The organism is Microbacterium schleiferi (assembly GCF_015565955.1).
GTDB classification, from domain to species: domain Bacteria; phylum Actinomycetota; class Actinomycetes; order Actinomycetales; family Microbacteriaceae; genus Microbacterium; species Microbacterium schleiferi_A.
Window position 1 is genome coordinate 1,796,706 of record NZ_CP064760.1, and the last position, 17,518, is coordinate 1,814,223.

At 66.5% G+C, this 17,518-nt stretch carries 15 protein-coding genes, 2 tRNA genes and 1 pseudogene; 6 read left to right on the forward strand and 12 right to left on the reverse strand.

Going from position 1 to position 17,518, the window contains the following annotated elements:
- Window positions 1-142 precede the first annotated feature (142 nt).
- Window positions 143-778 (reverse strand): ArsR/SmtB family transcription factor, encoded by a 636-nt coding sequence (locus tag IT882_RS08560; RefSeq protein ID WP_195691545.1) that lies wholly within the window; start codon window positions 776-778, stop codon window positions 143-145.
- A gap of 91 nt (window positions 779-869) precedes the next feature.
- Between IT882_RS08560 and IT882_RS08565 the strand changes: the two are divergent.
- Window positions 870-2,929: pseudogene (locus IT882_RS08565) on the forward strand (M3 family metallopeptidase).
- A gap of 24 nt (window positions 2,930-2,953) precedes the next feature.
- Here IT882_RS08565 and IT882_RS08570 read toward each other — a convergent pair.
- Genes IT882_RS08570 through IT882_RS08580 form a run of 3 tightly spaced genes read right to left on the reverse strand, consistent with a single transcriptional unit; the run spans window position 2,954 to window position 5,417 of the window.
- The gene (locus IT882_RS08570) at window positions 2,954-3,511 is read right to left on the reverse strand and encodes a dihydrofolate reductase family protein (RefSeq protein ID WP_195691546.1); all 558 of its coding nucleotides are present in this window, start codon (window positions 3,509-3,511) and stop codon (window positions 2,954-2,956) included.
- A 53-nt stretch (window positions 3,512-3,564) separates the two neighbouring features.
- The gene (locus tag IT882_RS08575) at window positions 3,565-4,188 is read right to left on the reverse strand and encodes a response regulator (RefSeq protein ID WP_195691547.1); all 624 of its coding nucleotides are present in this window, start codon (window positions 4,186-4,188) and stop codon (window positions 3,565-3,567) included.
- Window positions 4,185-5,417, reverse strand: coding sequence for a sensor histidine kinase (locus tag IT882_RS08580; RefSeq protein ID WP_229382005.1), 1,233 nt, complete (start codon window positions 5,415-5,417; stop codon window positions 4,185-4,187). Before IT882_RS08580 ends, IT882_RS08575 begins: the two co-directional genes overlap by 4 nt.
- A gap of 117 nt (window positions 5,418-5,534) precedes the next feature.
- Here IT882_RS08580 and IT882_RS08585 point away from each other — a divergent pair, with 117 nt between their 5' ends.
- Together IT882_RS08585 and IT882_RS08590 are read left to right on the forward strand one after the other, a co-directional pair.
- Window positions 5,535-6,596, forward strand: a complete 1,062-nt coding sequence (locus tag IT882_RS08585; RefSeq protein ID WP_195691548.1) for an ABC transporter permease — start codon at window positions 5,535-5,537, stop codon at window positions 6,594-6,596.
- The gene (locus IT882_RS08590; protein WP_195691549.1) at window positions 6,593-7,282 is read left to right on the forward strand and encodes an ABC transporter ATP-binding protein; all 690 of its coding nucleotides are present in this window, start codon (window positions 6,593-6,595) and stop codon (window positions 7,280-7,282) included. The genes IT882_RS08585 and IT882_RS08590 overlap by 4 nt, the downstream gene beginning before the upstream one ends.
- Before the next feature lie 76 nt (window positions 7,283-7,358).
- On the opposite strand, the gene clpX is transcribed toward IT882_RS08590, so the two are convergent.
- From clpX to IT882_RS08620, 6 genes are all read right to left on the reverse strand, one after another.
- The gene (gene clpX, locus IT882_RS08595; protein WP_195691550.1) at window positions 7,359-8,627 is read right to left on the reverse strand and encodes an ATP-dependent Clp protease ATP-binding subunit ClpX; all 1,269 of its coding nucleotides are present in this window, start codon (window positions 8,625-8,627) and stop codon (window positions 7,359-7,361) included.
- Between the two features lie 141 nt (window positions 8,628-8,768).
- Window positions 8,769-9,446: an ATP-dependent Clp protease proteolytic subunit gene (locus IT882_RS08600; protein WP_229382006.1), complete on the reverse strand. Its 678-nt coding sequence runs from the start codon at window positions 9,444-9,446 to the stop codon at window positions 8,769-8,771.
- A 32-nt stretch (window positions 9,447-9,478) separates the two neighbouring features.
- Window positions 9,479-10,066, reverse strand: a complete 588-nt coding sequence (locus tag IT882_RS08605; protein WP_195691551.1) for an ATP-dependent Clp protease proteolytic subunit — start codon at window positions 10,064-10,066, stop codon at window positions 9,479-9,481.
- Window positions 10,059-10,628, reverse strand: coding sequence for a tetratricopeptide repeat protein (locus IT882_RS08610; RefSeq protein WP_195691552.1), 570 nt, complete (start codon window positions 10,626-10,628; stop codon window positions 10,059-10,061). The genes IT882_RS08605 and IT882_RS08610 overlap by 8 nt, the downstream gene beginning before the upstream one ends.
- A 73-nt stretch (window positions 10,629-10,701) precedes the next feature.
- The gene (tig, locus tag IT882_RS08615) at window positions 10,702-12,132 is read right to left on the reverse strand and encodes a trigger factor (protein ID WP_195694227.1); all 1,431 of its coding nucleotides are present in this window, start codon (window positions 12,130-12,132) and stop codon (window positions 10,702-10,704) included.
- Window positions 12,133-12,201: 69 nt separating this feature from the next.
- A tRNA-Pro gene (locus IT882_RS08620) sits at window positions 12,202-12,275 on the reverse strand.
- A gap of 241 nt (window positions 12,276-12,516) precedes the next feature.
- Here IT882_RS08620 and IT882_RS08625 point away from each other — a divergent pair.
- A tRNA-Gly gene (locus IT882_RS08625) sits at window positions 12,517-12,590 on the forward strand.
- Between the two features lie 249 nt (window positions 12,591-12,839).
- On the opposite strand, the gene IT882_RS08630 is transcribed toward IT882_RS08625, so the two are convergent.
- Together IT882_RS08630 and IT882_RS08635 are read right to left on the reverse strand one after the other, a co-directional pair.
- Window positions 12,840-13,529 (reverse strand): site-specific integrase, encoded by a 690-nt coding sequence (locus IT882_RS08630; RefSeq protein WP_324253862.1) that lies wholly within the window; start codon window positions 13,527-13,529, stop codon window positions 12,840-12,842.
- Window positions 13,530-13,865: 336 nt separating this feature from the next.
- The gene (locus tag IT882_RS08635; RefSeq protein ID WP_195691554.1) at window positions 13,866-14,639 is read right to left on the reverse strand and encodes a DUF3800 domain-containing protein; all 774 of its coding nucleotides are present in this window, start codon (window positions 14,637-14,639) and stop codon (window positions 13,866-13,868) included.
- Window positions 14,640-14,978: 339 nt separating this feature from the next.
- Between IT882_RS08635 and IT882_RS08645 the strand changes: the two genes are divergently transcribed.
- A protein-coding gene (locus IT882_RS08645) for an IS3 family transposase (protein WP_370428832.1) occupies window positions 14,979-16,375 on the forward strand; the annotation gives its coding sequence in 2 pieces (ribosomal slippage) (window positions 14,979-15,315 and window positions 15,315-16,375; 1,398 coding nt in all).
- Window positions 16,330-17,233 (forward strand): IS5 family transposase gene (locus IT882_RS08650; protein ID WP_418887789.1). Its coding sequence is split into 2 segments (ribosomal slippage): window positions 16,330-16,695 and window positions 16,697-17,233, totalling 903 coding nucleotides; the frame shifts between segments, so codons are not numbered across the junction. Before IT882_RS08645 ends, IT882_RS08650 begins: the two co-directional genes overlap by 46 nt.
- The last annotated feature ends 285 nt before the right edge of the window (window positions 17,234-17,518 follow it).

The following is a 17,518-nucleotide window of genomic DNA, read 5'->3' on the forward strand; positions in this document are numbered from 1 at the left end:
CTGATTGGACGAGTCAGCGCCCGGCGACGCGCCAGCGCGTCGATGTGGCGCTCGAGCGTGCGCAAGAGCGTCAGCGCCATGTGCTCGATCGGGCTCGGCTGCGGCTGGTCGCAGCGAGCGGATGCGAACGACCTCACGGTTGTCATGACGATCTCCGGTCTGTCAACGGGAAGACGTCGGTGCGCACCGTGAAGGGGCGAACGCCGTCGCCTTCCTGTTCGCGGTAACGGGCTACGTAGTCGTCGATCACCGCCTCCAGGTCGTGCACGAGTTGCTCGAACTGGGTATCCGTCATGCGTACGGTCGCGGTGCTGAGCATCGCGGTCCACTCATCCGGGTCCTTGCGCAAGTTGTCGGCAATGAAGTCCTCGAGCTGGCGGTTGCGGCGGCGATAGAACTCACTGATGACCACCTGGCTGGCGGCACGACCCGCCGGGGTCTTGACCGCGGTGGGACTGGTCATCGAAACAGCGCCCGTGGGCCTCTCCCACCAGCGCTCGCGCGCGGTTCCGCGATCGGGGACCTCACGAATCAGGTCGTGCTTCGCGAGCGCACGGAGGTGATAGCTGGTCGCGCCCGATGACTCACCCAGTTGCTCGGCCAGCGAACTCGCCGTCTGGGGGCCGAACTGGCTCAGGATGTCGTAGATCTGCACACGCAGGGGGTGAGCCAGAGCTCGCAGAGCGCCGACATCGAGCTCGCGAGCGTCTCCGATTCTCGGTGGAGCGTCTCCGATTCTCGGCGGAGCGTCTCCGGGCGAGCGATCCTGTGCGTCCATGGCACGAGCGTACAACTGCAAAGGTCTCTTTGCAACATAGACTTTGCAAACTTTTCCTTGCATGCGAGTCGCGAAGAGATAGGTTGAATCCATGACCGATGCCGATACGTCGAATCCTCTTCTCGCGACGAGCACGCTCCCCTACCGGCTTCCCGACTACCGCGTCATCCGACCGGAGCATTACCTGCCCGCGTTCGAAGAGGCCTTCGCCCAGCACCGCCGACAGATCGAGGCCATCACAAGCGTGACCGCGGCTCCGACCTTCGAGAACACGATGGTGCCGCTGGAACAGAGTGGGGAACTGCTCCACGACGTCGCTTCGGCCTTCTACACCGTCTCGTCCGCGGACGCGACCGAAGACATCCAAGAGATCGAGGAGACGCTCGCCCCGTTGATGGCGGCCCACACGGATGCGGTGCAGCTGGACGCCGCTCTGTACCGACGCATCACGTCTTTGCACGACGAGCTCGACGACCTGGAGCTCCCCCGGAGGACCGCTACCTCGTCGAGCGCCACTACCGCGAGATGACGCAAGCGGGCGCTGGCCTCGACGCTACGCAGAAAGCCCGGCTCTCGGAGATCAACGCTCGCCTCTCGACGCTCACGACGACCTTCGAGAAGAACCTCCTGAACGATACGAACGACCTCGCTGTCGTGTTCCATGACGTCGCCGACCTCGACGGCCTCGCCGAAGGTGAGATCTCCGCGGCGGCGCGCGCCGCAGCCGATCGTGGCATCCAGAACGCCTGGCTCGTTTCTCTGACCCTCTTCACCGGGCACCCCTATCTGGGATCCCTCCGCAACCGCCGCTCACGCCAGCGCATCATGGCTGCGTCCCAAGCTCGGGGCACTCGTGACAACGAGAACGACAACCGCGCGGTGCTGCTGGAGATCGTGCGCCTGCGGGCCGAACGCGCCGAGCTTCTGGGGTTCGCCTCGCATGCGGCCTCCGTCACAGCCGACGAGACAGCGGGCAGTCCGGATGCCGTCCGCGACCTGCTCTTCCGCCTTGCCGCTCCGGCGGCTCGTAACGCCAGGGCTGAGCAAGCAGCTCTCCAGGCAATGGCTGATGCCGAACCCGAGCCGTTCACGATCGCAGCGCATGACTGGGCCTACCTCACGGAGAAGGTTCGCTCAGCCGAGTACGACATCGACGCTGCCGCCCTGCGTCCGTGGTTCGAGGCCGAACGGGTGCTCAGCGACGGCGTCTTCCGCGCCGCGACGCAGCTGTACGGCATCACGTTCACCGAGCGTCCCGACCTGCCCGGCTACCACCCCGACGTTCGGGTCTTCGAGGTGTTCAACGCGGATGGTTCGGCACTCGGGCTCTACCTGCTCGACCTGTACACGCGTGACACGAAGCGCGGCGGCGCGTGGATGAACTCCATCGTGTCGCAGTCACGCGTGCGCGGCACGGCACCGGTTGTCGTCAACAACCTCAACGTCGTCAAACCTGAGCCGGGCACGCCGACGCTGCTCACCCTCGATGAAGTCACGACCTTCTTCCACGAGTTCGGCCACGCGCTGCACGGGCTGTTCGCGACGGTGACCTATCCGCACTTCGCCGGCACCAACGTCTTCCGGGACTTCGTGGAGTTCCCCAGCCAGGTCAACGAGATGTGGATCTTCTGGCCCGAGATCCTCGCGGCCTACGCCCGACACATCGACACCGATGAGCCCCTCCCCACGCACCTCGTGGAGCGACTGAACGCCTCGGAGAGCTTCAACCAGGGGTTTGCGACGAGCGAGTACCTGGCGGCGGCGTGGCTCGATCAGGCCTGGCACTCGCTGTCGGCCGCCGACGCGGCACACGATATCGATGTAGCTGCGTTTGAGGCATCCGCGCTCGCCGAGATCGGGCTCGACAACCCGGCGGTCCCCACACGCTACTCATCCACGTACTTCGCCCACATCTTCTCGGGCGGCTACAGCGCGGGCTACTACTCCTACATCTGGAGCGAAGTCCTGGATGCCGACACCGTCGAGTGGTTCCGCGAGAACGGTGGCCTCACGCGCGCGAACGGCGACCGGTTCCGTGAGCGCCTCCTCGGGGTCGGAGGATCGAAGGACCCACTCGATGCCTACCGGGACTTCCGCGGGCGAGAGGCCGATATCGCCCCGCTGCTCCGGCGTCGGGGGCTCGAGGACTGACTCTCACACGACCGCGCTCAGCCCCTACGCGGGGGTAACGAGGAACCGAAGCCGCGCGAACTGTCCAACCTGGCGAGCCTCGACGAGGCGAAGTCGGTCCGACTCGACGCGACGCGGAAACACGGGAGCACCGCTGGTCAACGCGACCGGAGCGATCGAGATGGCGACCTCGTCGAGAGCTCCGGCGTCGAAGAACTGGGCGGCGAGCTCGCCCCCGCCCACGATCCAGACGTCTGACTCCCCCGCTGCCTCGAGGATGTCGGGCAGCACCCCCGACACGGGACCCGATACGAAGGTCACGTCCGCGCCCTCCGGAACCGGGAGCGTGCGTGATGTGAAAACGAATGTTCGGCGGGAGCCGAACAGTTCCCGCCACTTCTCCGGATGGCGGACAAGGTCGGACTCGCGCAGCATCCACTCGTACGTCGACGAGCCCTCCACGATGAGCGCATCCTCCGGGGGAAGCAGCTCCGGATCCGGTTCCGTTCCGCCAGGCACATCGAAGAGCCACTGCAGGGAATGCTCGGCGTCGGCGATCCAGCCGGTGAAGCTCGTGGCGGTGTCATAGATGAAGCGAGTCACACCGAAACGGTACAGCTGACCTCCGACATGGCCGGGTGATCAGGAACTCCGGGTCACCGCACCAATCCCTGCGCTCGCGCCGCGGCCACTGCAGCACTCCGCGACGAGACCCCCAGCTTCTCGTAGACGTGACCCAGGTGGGTCTTGACGGTCGCCTCGGTGACGAAGAGCTCGGCGGCGATGGCCGCGTTCGACAACCCCTCGGCAGCCCACGAGAGGACGTCGAGTTCCCGTGCGGTCAACGTCGGCCTCGGCGCACGAATGCGTTCGAGGAGCCTCCCCGCGATCGTCGGAGCGAGGGCGCTTTCCCCCGCCGCCGCTGCGCGTACAGCAGCGAGAAGCTCCTCGGGCGGGGCATCCTTCAGCAAGTACCCACGCGCACCGGCTTCGACGGCGGCGAGGATGTCGGCATCCGTGTCGTAGTTGGTGAGCACAAGGACGGCGGGCGGTCTGGGCAGCGAGCGGATCGCGCGTGTCGCGTCGACGCCGGTCGATGTGCCGCCGAATTGGAGATCCATCAAGACGACGTCAGCAGAATGCTCCGTGGCCATGACCACGGCATCCTCCGGCGTTCCTGCGTCAGCGACAACCTCGAGTTCGGCCTCTGTCGCCAGAAGCGCCCGAAGACCCGCGCGGACCACGGGATGGTCGTCGGCGATGACGACGCGCACCGTCATCGCGCGAGTTCCTTCGGCACCGTCACCAGCACTGATGTCCCCTCGCCCGGCGCGGTCACCAGAGTCAGCTTCCCGCCGAGCTGTTCGGCCCGTTCGCGTGTCGCGCGCAACCCGAAGGAGTCGGACCGCCCGGGCAGCGACTCCACGCGAGTGGCGTCGAAACCGACGCCATCATCGCTGATGCGTAAGGACACGGCAGCCTCGGTCTCCGTGAGCTCGAGGGCAACGGTGCGGGCTTGGGAATGCTGCGCCACGTTGGCCAAGGCACCCTGGGCAACCCGGAACAACGCGGTCTGAATCTGCATCGGCAGCGCGAGCGAGTCGGAGGCCCGCACATCCACGTGAAGGTCCCCCTCGTTCCAGGTCTCTTCGGCGAGTCTGCGCAACGCAGCAGCGAGCGAGCGATCGGCCAGCGCAGGCGGCGTCAGACCCGAGATCAGTGATCTCGTCTCGACGAGACTTGCCTGCGCACTCTCGCGGGCAAGACGGATCTCTGCCGCACCGGGGCCATCCGGCTGACGTCGTTCGACGGCCCCGAGCAGCAGCGTGATGCTCGACAGACTCTGCGCGACAGTGTCGTGAATGTCGCGGGCTAGCCGCTCTCGCTCAGCCATCGCTCCAGCACGGCGCTCCGCGGAAGAGAGCAACTGCTGGGTGGCGAGCAGCTCGGTATAGAGCCGCTCGTACTCGGCGCTCTCACGTCGCAGAGCGCGGTACGCGCGGCCGATCAGAACGGCGACTCCGGCTCCGACCAAGGGACCGAGAACGCCCCCCACCGTCCACTCTCCGTGCAGTCCGAGCACCATGATCGTCACCAAGGTCGCAACCACGACGGCCACCGGGCCCCATGGGTCGGGAAGGAGGTCGAGGTACAGGAAGAAGAGCGGGAACACCAGGTAGGCCGCGAAGGGCGTGAGCCATACCAGCACGGCCCATTCCGCGGTCAACGCAGTGAGAAACGCGTAGCGGAGAATCAGCACCCGCCCGCGTGGACGCGCGTGACTCAACAGCACAGCCAGGTAGGTCACGGCCATGACGGCGCAGAGCGCGAGAATCCAGATCGCCGACGCTCCTGCGCTCAGGAAGCCCGCGACTGTTGTGAACACGAGGAGCCCGGCAAAGAGCGCCTGAAGCCCGACCTGGAGTCCGACCACGATCGGGTTGACGGGCGGGTGCACGACAGCCATAGCCGCTCCAGCGTACGCGTGCATCGCGGCGGTGTCGTCCACCGAAAGGAGGAGAACTCCCTCACTCTTCCAGGGCGCGCCGATTCCCTCCGCTCGACCGATGTCCGCTGCCCCCGTGACAGCGAGGCTGGAGTCATCATCCACCGTGAAAGGTCGCTCATGTTTGTCGCTTGGCGGGATCTCCGTTTTGCCCGAGGCCGCTTTGTCTTGATCGGAGCGGTCGTCGCCCTCATCACCATCCTCGTCGGTTTCCTCAGCGGACTGACCGGCGGGCTGGCGTGGCAAAACGTCTCGGGCGTCGTCGGACTCTCGGCCGATCGCGTTGTGCTGGGCCCCAGTTCGCCGGGGGCGACACCGTCGTACGCGGATTCGGCGATCACTGCGCAGCAAGAAGCGCAGTGGCAGGACGCCGCCGGAGTGACAACGGTCACACCGTTGGGCATCAGCCAGGCGCGCGCCGAGACGGCGGACGCTCGCGAAGCCGTCGCCGTCTTCGGCGGGGCTCTGCCCGCAGCGCCGACCGCTGACGGACAGATCGTGCTCTCCTCCGGCGCCGCGCGTGCGCTCAGTGCTGACCCCGGAGACACCGTCACGATCGCCGGCACCGATTTCGCGGTCACCTCGATCACCGCGGACGACTGGTACAGCCATACCCCCGTCGTCTACACGACGCTCTCGGACTGGCAGTCGCTGGCAGCGATGCTCGGGACGCCGGGAGCCTTCGCCACAGCGCTCCTCGTCACCGGGGACGTCGCAGACGCTGCCGGCGTGGATGCGACAGCGACGACCGTCTCCAGTTCGGTCCTCGCGTCGCTTACCAGCCTGCCCGCGTTCCGCTCCGAGATCGGATCGCTGGCGCTGATCATCGCGCTGCTGTTTGGAATCTCAGCTCTCGTTGTCGGATCGTTCTTTGCGGTCTGGACGATGCAGCGACGCGGCGACGTCGCGATCCTCAAAGCCCTGGGGGCCACCAATCGCGCACTCGTGCGCGATGCGCTCGGCCAAGCCGCCGTGATTCTCGCAGCTGGCACCGTTCTCGGCATGGCTGTCGTTGTCGCGGCCGCGCTGGCGCTCGGCGACGCGCTCCCCTTCCTTCTGAATCCCCTGACCACCGTGGTCCCTGCTGTGCTCTTGATCGTCCTCGGACTCGTCGGAGCGGGGTTCTCGCTGCGCACCATTACGACCGCCGACCCGCTGACAGCCCTGGGGAGCAACCGATGATCGAACTGACCAACGTCACACTGACCTTCCCCGACGGCGCCGGGCGAGTCCGGGCCGTGGACGATGTCAGCCTCACGGTTGCCCGCGGCACAGTGACCGGACTGACCGGCCCCTCCGGTTCGGGAAAGTCGAGCCTCCTGGCCGTCACGGCGGCGCTCATCAAGCCCGACGCTGGGAGGGCTGTCATCGACGGTGTCGATGCGACGTCGCTGAATGCGCGGGGCGCTGCGACGCTACGACGCGAGCGGATCGGTATCGTCTTCCAGCAGGCGAATCTGGTGCCGTCTCTCACCGCGCTGGAGCAACTCGTCGTGATGGACCATCTGGGCGGTGCGCGGCGCGGCGAGTCGGTTATCGAGAAGGCACGAGCGCTCCTGGACGCCGTCGGGATGGCAGAGCACGCGCATAAGCGCCCACACCAGCTCTCTGGCGGACAGCGTCAACGTGTGAACATCGCACGGGCACTCGTGAACGATCCTGCGGCGCTGGTCGTGGACGAGCCGACGAGCGCGCTCGATCAGGAGCGCGGAAAGCAGATCATGGATCTGATCGTGCAGCTGACGACGCAGCGCCAGACAGCGACGCTCCTGGTCACCCACGACCTGTCTCTCGCCCCGGCCATGCACGAAATCGTGCACATGCGGGATGGGCGGCTCGTTCACGGCGCGGATCGCGTGCCCGCCTGAGCGCGGCGCCCTGAGTCCGCGACCCGTGTCGCCAGGTTGCAGGTATCCGGGCGCAGTTCGCCGAAGCCGGATCCTGCTAGGCGGACTTACGTGCCTGGCGGAGGACGAGCGTCGGCGCTGCACCATCTTCTACTGCGGCGCGCGTGACGATGACCTTGTCGACGTTCTCGGCCGAGGGAATCTCGAACATGATGGGTCCGAGCACATCCTCAAGGATGGCTCTCAGCCCTCGCGCACCGGTCTTTCGCGCTACAGCGAGATCCGCGATCGCGACGAGCGCCTCGTCGTCGAACTCCAAGCCGACTCCGTCGATTTCGAACATGCGCTCGTACTGCTTGACCAGCGCGTTCTTCGGTGCGGTCAAGATCTCGATGAGCGCCTCGCGATCAAGCGGTGACACCGAGGCGACAACGGGGAGTCGACCGATGAACTCGGGGATCAGTCCAAACTTGTGCAGGTCCTCGGGCTGAACCTCGCTGAACAGGCTGAGGTCGTCACCCTTCGTGTGCAGCGGCGCCCCGAAACCGACACCGTGCTTGCCGACGCGCGACGAGATGATGTCTTCCAGCCCAGCAAACGCACCGGCGACGATGAACAGCACGTTGGTCGTGTCGATCTGAATGAACTCCTGATGCGGATGCTTCCGCCCGCCCTGGGGCGGAACGGAGGCGACCGTGCCCTCGAGGATCTTCAGGAGCGCCTGCTGCACGCCCTCGCCCGAGACATCCCGGGTGATGGATGGGTTCTCAGCCTTGCGGGCGATCTTGTCGACCTCGTCGATGTAGATGATGCCGGTCTCGGCGCGCTTGGTGTCGAAGTCGGCTGCCTGCAACAGTTTCAGCAGGATGTTCTCGACGTCCTCGCCGACGTAGCCGGCCTCGGTCAGAGCTGTTGCGTCGGCGACCGCGAACGGCACATTGAGGCGCTTCGCGAGGGTCTGGGCGAGGTAGGTCTTGCCGCAACCGGTGGGGCCCAGCAGCAGGATGTTGCTCTTGGCGATCTCGATGTCTTCAGCGCGCTGCTCCGCGGGCTGCAGCGTCGAGTGCGCGCGAACGCGCTTGTAGTGGTTGTAGACCGCGACCGACAGCGCGCGCTTGGCCGGCTCTTGCCCGACGACGTACTCCTCGAGGAACGCGAAGATCTCGCGGGGCTTCGGCAGATCGAAATCGGCGACGACTCCGTCACCGGACTCGGCCATGCGTTCTTCGATGATCTCGTTGCAGAGTTCGACGCACTCGTCGCAGATGTACACGCCGGGACCGGCGATGAGCTGCTGCACCTGCTTCTGGCTCTTACCGCAGAAAGAGCACTTGAACAGATCAGCGCTCTCACCGATGCGTGCCATCAGGGGTCCTCCTCGTTCCGGGCGGCTGTGGTCCGAGCCTAACCGAGCCCGGCGACATCCGGCGGGATTGGCTGGCCCGTCTCAACAGACCGGCCCCGACATCCGTTTCTTCCAACGGATGCCGGGGCCGGTCGTGTGTGGTTACTTCGCGGGGGACGCAGGCTGGCGCTTGCGCGTCGTCAGGACCTGGTCGACCAGACCGTAGGTCATGGCCTCCTCGGCGGAGAGGATCTTGTCGCGGTCGATGTCGCGATTGACCTCTTCCGCGCTGCGGTGCGAGTGGTGCGCGAGCGTCTGCTCGAGCCACGTCCGCATACGCAGGATCTCGGCGGCCTGGATCTCGATGTCGGATGCCTGACCGTGGCCTGCCTCGCCCATCGCGGGCTGGTGGATGAGGATGCGGGCGTTGGGCAGCGCGAGGCGCTTGCCGGGGGCGCCGGCAGCCAACAGAACGGCAGCAGCCGAGGCGGCCTGACCGAGAACCACAGTCTGGATCTGCGGCGATACGTACTGCATCGTGTCGTAGATCGCGGTCATCGCGGTGAAGGAGCCACCGGGCGAGTTGATGTACATGATGATGTCGCGGTCGGGATCCTGCGACTCGAGCACGAGCAGCTGCGCCATGACGTCGTCTGCCGACGCGTCGTCGACCTGGACACCCAGGAAGATGACGCGGTCTTCGAACAGCTTGTTGTAGGGGTCCTGACGCTTGTACCCGTAGGCCGTGCGCTCCTCGAACTGCGGGAGGACATAGCGGCTACCGGGCATCTGCAGGGCATTGGGCGACGCCTGCGGGACGTGAAGGTTCGGGGTGTTCATGCGTTCTCTCTCTTCTGCGCTCGCGCCGTCGTCTACTTCACGTCCGTGCCGCCGCCACCGGCGACGTCCGCCGCGTGCTCGCGGATGTGGTCGACGAAGCCGTACTCAAGGGCCTCGTCGGCCGTGAACCAGCGGTCCCGGTCGCCGTCCTCGTTGATCTGCTCGACGGACTTGCCGGTCTGCGCCGCGGTGATCTCGGCGAGACGGTTCTTCATCGAGATGATGAGCTGCGCCTGCGTCTGGATGTCGGAGGCAGTTCCACCGAAGCCGCCGTGCGGCTGGTGCAGCAGCACGCGAGCGTTCGGCGTGATGTAGCGCTTCCCCTTGGTACCGCTGGTCAGCAGCAGCTGACCCATCGATGCGGCCATGCCGATTCCGACGGTGACGATGTCGTTGGGAACGAACTGCATCGTGTCGTAGATGGCCATACCCGCGGTGATCGAACCGCCGGGCGAGTTGATGTAGAGGTAGATGTCTTTCTGCGAGTCCTCCGCAGCGAGAAGCAGGATCTTCGCGCAGATCTCGTTCGCGTTCTCGTCGCGCACCTCCGACCCCAGCCAGATGATGCGGTCTCTCAGCAGCCTGTCGAAGACGCTCGTCGCGACCAGTGGTTCAGCCATGTGTGCTCCCGTGTTCGTTGCGTGAGATCGAATCTACCGGCGGGGCTGCAGCCTCCCGCTCGTGTTCGCCGTGGGCAGATCGTTCGCGGTGGAGCTCCCGGGCATAGGCCTCGACCGACCGGCGGTACCGGGTCAGATGCGGTGCGAGGGCGGTAAGGGCCACAGAAGCCGCGGCATCCGGGCGACCATCGGATGCCAGCGCGAGCGCGTAGAACGCGGCCACTTCATCTCGCAGGTCGGTTTGGGGAGACCGGTCGTACTCAACACGAAGAAGGTCGACTGCCTCAATGGCACGCCCGAGATTGCGAAGTGTGCTGGCGAGCTGGATCGCAGCCTGAGCTCGGACCGACTCGGGCAGACCTGCGGCGATCGCTGCACGGTAGAGCGGCTCTGCCTCGCTCTCGCGACCGGCGGCATCTCGGGCTCCTGCACGCTCGAACAGCGCGAGCGCATCATCGGCGGGACGCTCGGCGGCAACGGCGTCGATCGAGCGGATGCGCGCATCGTCGGTGAGATCCTCATCTGCCCAGATCGCCGCGATCCGCTCTTCCCAGGTATCCACGCATCTCCTCCTGCAGCGACGCGCAAGGGCGGATGCTGCTCAGTGCAGCATCCGCCCTTGCGTCGTTGTGGTCTTACTCCGCGTCGGTCTTGGTCGACTTGCGCGGGGCGCGCTTCTTGGGAGCCGGCTTCTCTTCGGCCTCGATGATCTCGTCGGCGTCGGCGGCGGCATCCGCGATGTCCTGCGCCTCTTCGACGACCTCTTCCTCAGCCTCAGCCTCGTCGTCGGGCACCACAAGGTGAGCCGACAGGTCGACGGCGGAACCGGTCGTGTCGACGATCTTCACCTCGCGCAGGGCGTGAACCAGAGCCTTGCTCCGGGCGACCTCGCCGACCATCGCGGGAAGCTGGTTGCCCTGCTGGATGGCGTTCACGAAGTCCTGCGGCGACATGCCGTACTGAGCTGCCGACTGGATCAGGTACTGCGTGAGCTCGTCCTGCGAGACCTGAACGTCGTAGGTCTCCGTGAGCTTGTCGAGGATCATCTGCGTGCGGAACTGCTTCTCGGAAGCCTCCGTCACCTCAGCGCGGTGCTCGTCATCCTCAAGACGACCCTCACCCTCGAGGTGCTGGTGCACCTCATCCTCGATGAGACCGGCGGGCACCGGGATCTCGACCTGCTCCAGCAGAATCTCGATGAGCTTGTCGCGGGCGGCCGAGGACTGCTGAAGTCCGGACTGCTGAGCAGCGTTGAAGCGGAGGCTCTCACGCAGTTCGGCGATCGTGTCGAACTCGCTCGCGATCTGCGCGAAGTCGTCGTCTGCCTCGGGCAGCTCGCGCTCCTTGACACTGGTCACGGTGACAGCGACCTCGGCCTCTTCACCGGCGTGCTCGCCACCGACGAGCTTGGAGCGGAAGGTCGTGTCTTCACCGGCGGTGAGCGAATCGATCGCCTCGTCGATGCCTTCGAGCAGCTCGCCCGAACCCACCTCGTACGACACGCCTTCGGCGCGGTCGATCTCGGCGCCTTCGATCGTCGCGACGAGATCGAGCTCGACGAAGTCGCCGGCCGTCGCCGGGCGGTCGACCGTGATGAGGGTGCCGAAGCGGGCGCGCAGCTTGTCGAGCTCGGCATCCACCGCAGCGTCGTCGACCTCTGCGGCCTCGATCTCGACGGTGAGGCTTTCGAGGGCGGGAAGAGTGACCTCGGGCCGGACGTCGACCTCGATCTCAACCTTCAGGTCACCCGAGAAGTCCTTCTCGTTGGGCCACTCGGTGATGTCAGCGCTCGGCCGACCGATGACGCGCAGCTCCTGCGCCTCCACGGCCTCGCGGTAGAAGCGGTCGAGGCCGTCGTTGACGGCGTGCTCGAGCACGGCACCGCGACCGATTCGCTGGTCGATGATGGGAGCGGGCACCTTGCCCTTGCGGAAGCCGGGGATCTGAACATCCTTCGCGATGTGCTCGTAAGCGTGCGCGATGCTCGGCTTGAGTTCGTCGGGGGTAACCGAGAGCAGCAGCTTGACGCGGGTCGGGCTGAGCTTCTCGACAGTGCTGGTGACCATGCCTGTGTTGTTCTCCTCGTGCTGCACCGCAACACTGTGCGGTGAAGGTCTGGGTGTGTGGCCGAAACGTCGGGGCGACAGGATTTGAACCTGCGACTTCCCGCTCCCAAAGCGGGCGCTCTACCAAGCTGAGCTACGCCCCGGGCGGGTTCTCACGCGCTGTGCGACAGACGGCCCACAGAAGTCTAGCTGACGCGCGCGCCGGCGTTGCTGGCGCCGACGATCTTGCGAGCGTAGGAACTCTCCGGGAGGGAGGACGATTGCCCCGGCATCCGTCCTACCGCGGCGATTTCTCCTACCTCCCAGAGGCGCCGATTGGCACCGGGTGCGAGGCTCCCCCGCGGTGCCCTATAGACTGTCGGATGCTGCGGCTCCGGTCGCTGCGGGGGCGTAGCTCAATGGTAGAGTCCCAGTCTTCCAAACTGGTTGTGCGGGTTCGATTCCCGTCGCCCCCTCCAATGGCCCGATGTGCCGCCCCAGGCGGTGCGGCGGGCCATTCGCGTTGGTGCCGTAGGAACCGATCCAGCGTGCGGGTGGGCCCACGCCGCCCGAGGCTCCGCGCGGCGCGCAGCGCCGGGTGGAGTGGCGGTGGGGACGATTCCCGTCACCCCCTCCACGCGGAAAATGCCCGGTCAGATGCTCAATCTGCCGGGCATTCCCCGTCTTACCGAGCGGCCCCGGTGTCACGAGTTCCGCGCGGACTGTCACTAACCACCCGCGATGGCCTGCCCCAGGGCAGCTACCGCACCCGCTGCTGAGGCGTCCCCCACGTGCGGGTACGTCCGCATGAGCACCGCGGGATCGTGCCCCAGGATCCGCGCCACGACGTGCGGCGGCTGCCCCGCCTCGAGCATGATCGTCGCGACCGAGTGCCGGATGTCGTGCACCCGGATCACCGGCACTCCGGCGGTCGCCATGAGGGCCAGCACTTCGCGGCGGAATCCCCAAGGTGTGATCGGCTCGCCGGCGGCGTCGATAGCGACGAGCCGGTCGTCCGCTCCGCGGTGGTCGCCGATGGGCACGACGTTCGATGAGCCGAGGGTACGCTCCCGGGTCGGTGCGAGCGCGCGCCGCGCTTCAGGGGTGAGCGGCACCGTGCGGCGTGAGCGCGCGGACTTCGGCGTCGTCGTGACGACCTGATCGCCGACGAGCACTCGCGTCCGACGCACTGTGACGGTGCCTGCGGCGAGATCCACGTCGGACCAACGCGCGCCGAGCACCTCACCCCGCCGCATTCCCATCCCGAGCAAGTAGACCGTCGGCGAGCTGGCGCGGCGCCACGCGGAAGCACAATCGGGGGCCGAAGCGTACGCCGACACCCTGGAGGACTCGACGCAGCGCATCACGGCCGCGACGAGGAAGCTCGTAGCGGAGAACCTGCAGCAGTCAGCCGACATCTGGGGGCGGCTGTTCGGCAAGATCGACGGCCCCGGGTCGGCGCTCGGCGCAGCGCAGAAGCTCCGGATCGGACTTGATAAGGTCACCGCGGCCGCCGCGGGCAGCTCCGACGCGATCGACGAACTCAGCCCCTACCTGCAGCAGATCCGCGAGGACTCGAAAACGCCGGTGCGCCCATCCCTCAACGAGGGAGTGGGCGCACCGTGAAAATTAGGAACCAACCGAAATACGGAGCTGGCTGTGAGCCAGAGGCTCATGCTCAGAGGGTCAGCTGTGAGCCAGCGGCTCATGCGTTCCCTGCGTGGATTGTACCCACACAACCTGAGCGTATTCAATCAGTCGGCCTGCCCGACGACTCGAAGCTTCGGGCGCTCTACTCCGGGCTCCGGAGGGCGCAGCGTCGCAATATTCACGCGTCCGACCCGGACGTCCTCGAGGCTATCGAGAGCGAACGCGGCCATGAGGCGCGCCGCGACTTTCGACTTGGGCGAATTCGGGTTCGATCCCGGCCGGCGGCTTTCTCCGGCATTCCTGCGGCGCTCGAACGCGATCGCACCCGCCGTCAAATCCGCAAGCTGCAACAAGTCCATGCTCTTCGAATCGGCGCAGAGCGCGCTAACGATGCTGGTGTTCTTGAACCTGGCGTTCACCCTCCTACGAACCTCCTCGTCAAGCGAGAACGTCTCAGGGGTTGACAGATCGTCAAGGATTACGGATACAAGCTCTCGCCGATTGATGACACCGCAAAGCAGCTTCGCGGCCACGTGAGCATGTGCCTCCCACACCTCTACTCCGGGGAACGGGTCGAATCGGTCGCGATTGACGACTGAGGCAACGATGTGAGCATCAGACTCTGCCAGCGCATCTACTGCTGCGTAGTACGCAGGCAAGGAGCCGCTCGTAATCTCACTGAACTTGAACTCAGATGAGAAGCGAGTCTTGTCGCGCACAGCCCGCATCGCCCTGGCTAGCCTTCCCGGAGACCGGACCTTTATCGCTCCCATCACGAAGAACCGGCTCCCGCTGGCACGCGAGCCGCTTTCATCTATGAAGATGGTCGACGTCGGGTACCCCGAGGGGACACTGACTGCGTCTGATGTTTCCCGCATGAGCGCCCCCCAATGAGTCAAGCCGACCGAATCACATGGGTGTGATTCTACGACGGTCGCCACCCGCAACTCCACTGGAATCACTCCAGATAGGTCCGGGCAAAGGGCTCTATCCGCCGAAGAGCGCCACTAGGCCGTGTTGATCAAGAGGTTTCGTTCCTCGGTGGGCAAGTCTTGAACGGTGACGCGACAGGAGATCTCTGACGAGGTGTGGGCCGTGATGGAGCCGTTGATGCCGACGGCGACCGGGAGGTCCCTGTGCGTCAGGATGGGGTGAGACACCAGCACTGCTGACCTTCGCACTGCACGGGGCGAGAACGGACCAATACTGAGATGACGATGACGGTTGCTGACGTCGGCACCGATGATGGGGCTATGGCTCCTCGTGCTGACCGGCCCAAGAGGCGGACGTTCACCGCCGAGTTCAAAGCGGCGATCCTGGCCGAGTACGACGCCGCGGACCGCTCTGGGCGTGGGGAGATCCTGCGCCGGGAGGGCCTGTACACCTCCCACATCATCGAGTGGCGCAAGGCCGCGGCCGCCGGCTCGCTGTCCGGGCTGGGCAGCAAGCCGCGGGACCGGCGCGAGCGGGAGCTGCAGGCGCTACGGGCCCGGGCGGAGAAGGCCGAGGCCGAGCTGGCCAAGACCAGGGCGGCGCTGGACCTGATGGGAAAAGCACACGCGCTCTTGGAGACGCTCTCCGAGAGCGCGGACAAGCCGCCGCGGTCGCCGCGGTGATCAACCCGGCCGTCGACGGGCTGGCCGAGCACGTCGGCACCGCGGCTGCGTGCGCGCTGCTGGGTCGCTCCCGCGCCAGTCACTACCGGGCCAAGAACCCGCCACCGCCACGTCCACGGACACCGCGGCCGGCACCGGCGAACAAGCTGTCCGCCGCCGAGCGGGCCCACGTGCTGGCCGTGTTGACCAGCCAGCGGTTCGCGGACAAGTCGGTCGCCCAGGTCTGGGCCACGCTGCTGGACGAGGGCACCTACCTGTGCTCGATGTCCACGATGCACCGGATCCTGCGCGAGCACGACATGGCCGGGGAACGGCGCCGGCAGGCGAGCCACCCGCCCCGGACCCGGCCCGAGCTCGTCGCGACGGCGCCGGGGCAGGTGTGGAGTTGGGACATCACAAAGCTCAAGGGGCCGGAGCGGGGCGTGTACTACGACCTGTACGTCGTGCTCGACATCTTCTCCAGGTTCGTCGTGGGCTGGACCATCGCGGCCCGCGAGGACGCCGAGATCGCCAAGAACCTGCTCGAGCACGCCATGGGCATCCATGGCGTGCCGGAGGCGATCCACGCCGACCGCGGGACCTCGATGACCTCCAAACCGGTCGCTCAGCTGCTCGTCGACCTCGGGGTGGCCAGGTCGCACTCCCGCCCGCACGTGTCGAACGACAACCCTTACAGCGAGGCGGCGTTCAAGACGCTGAAGTACGCCCCGGTCTTCCCCGAGCGCTTCGGGTCCCTGGCCGACGCCGGCGCGTTCGCCGAGCAGTTCTTCGCCTACTACAACCACGAGCACCGCCACTGCGGGATCGGGCTGCACACCCCCGCCAGCGTCCACTTCGGCACCGCCGGGCAGGTCCGCGCCCAGCGCCAGGCCACCCTGGACGCGGCCTACGCCGCCCGTCCCGAGCGCTTCGGCCACCGCCGACCCCAGGCGCCCAAGCTGCCCGAGGCCGCCTGGATCAACCAGCCCTCACAGGAGGCCCTCATACAGACCGCCTGACGGAATCTGTCTCACCCGCCTTGACACTTTCCGGGTCGCGGCCGTGGACAGATCACCGACTCACTGTTGAGGGGATGGCGTGGAAGTACCGGACCGGGGCGCCGTGGCGGGACGTGCCGGATCGGTTCGGGAAGTGGAACTCGATCTACAAGCGGTTCAACCGGTGGGCCGAGGACGGCACCTGGGAGCGACTGCTCGCCGAGGTGCAGAAGCAGGCTGACGCTGCCGGGAAGATCGACTGGGTCGTCTCGATCGACTCCACGATCGCGCGTGTGCATCAGCACGGCGCGACCCTCGCCCGGGACACAGGGGGCTCTGCCGAATCACAAGAATCCGTGGTTCGAGCCGCCTGATCACGGGATCGGCCGCTCCCGGGGCGGGCTCACGACCAAGCTGCACCTGGTCTGCGACGGTCGCGGCCGGCCGCTGGGGATGATGATCACCGGCGGGAACATCAACGACACCACGATGATGACCGCCGTGCTCGAGGACATCCGCGTGCCCCGCGACGGGAAGGGCCGGCCCCGCACCCGCCCCGACCGGGTACTCGCCGATAAGGGCTACCCATCGAAGGCGAACCGGGCATGGCTGCGCGACCGCGGTATCGCCGCGACCATCCCGGAGCGTGACGATCAGATCGCGCACCGCCGCAAGAAGCCGGGCCGGCCGATCGACTTCGGCGACCAGCAGCAGGAGCGATACAAGGGCCGCAACGTCGTCGAACGCTGCTTCAACAGGCTCAAGCAGTGGCGTGGCATCGCGATGCGCTCCGACAAGCTCGTCCGCACCTACCGCGCCGCCGTCAGCCTCGCCGCCACGCTGATCTGGATCAAATCAGACTTGATCAACACGGCCTAGGGGACGCTTGCTGATCTCGCTCGCTTGCGAGGACGGCGTGGCCCATAGCACCGGGTAGGCTTCCGGCCCTTCGCGGCTCAGAGTTGCTGAGCTATCGGGTCAGCCCAGTAGCTAGCCTATGGAGTCGAAGAGATCCGCCGTCAGCTTCGGGCGGTCGATCGTGTGTCCACAGGCCGACCCGCGCGCTCGCTCTGAATGTTCGTCGCAATGTGGCCGGCTTCCTCGAACTCGTCCGTGGCCGCTGCGTCTCCGTCGCGGCCGAGGTAGTAGATGTCGGCGCCCACT

Bases quoted from the DNA above. Each gene is read 5' to 3' on its own strand.
- IT882_RS08630 (WP_324253862.1), bottom strand. From the start codon at position 13,529: ATGTCGGCTGACTGCTGCAGGTTCTCCGCTACGAGCTTCCTCGTCGCG.
- clpX (WP_195691550.1), bottom strand. From the start codon at position 8,627: ATGGCACGCATCGGTGAGAGCGCTGATCTGTTCAAGTGCTCTTTCTGC.
- IT882_RS08635 (WP_195691554.1), bottom strand. From the start codon at position 14,639: ATGCGGGAAACATCAGACGCAGTCAGTGTCCCCTCGGGGTACCCGACG.
- IT882_RS08600 (WP_229382006.1), bottom strand. From the start codon at position 9,446: ATGAACACCCCGAACCTTCACGTCCCGCAGGCGTCGCCCAATGCCCTG.
- IT882_RS08605 (WP_195691551.1), bottom strand. From the start codon at position 10,066: ATGGCTGAACCACTGGTCGCGACGAGCGTCTTCGACAGGCTGCTGAGA.
- IT882_RS08575 (WP_195691547.1), bottom strand. From the start codon at position 4,188: ATGACGGTGCGCGTCGTCATCGCCGACGACCATCCCGTGGTCCGCGCG.
- tig (WP_195694227.1), bottom strand. From the start codon at position 12,132: ATGGTCACCAGCACTGTCGAGAAGCTCAGCCCGACCCGCGTCAAGCTG.
- IT882_RS08585 (WP_195691548.1), top strand. From the start codon at position 5,535: ATGTTTGTCGCTTGGCGGGATCTCCGTTTTGCCCGAGGCCGCTTTGTC.
- IT882_RS08590 (WP_195691549.1), top strand. From the start codon at position 6,593: ATGATCGAACTGACCAACGTCACACTGACCTTCCCCGACGGCGCCGGG.
- IT882_RS08560 (WP_195691545.1), bottom strand. From the start codon at position 778: ATGGACGCACAGGATCGCTCGCCCGGAGACGCTCCGCCGAGAATCGGA.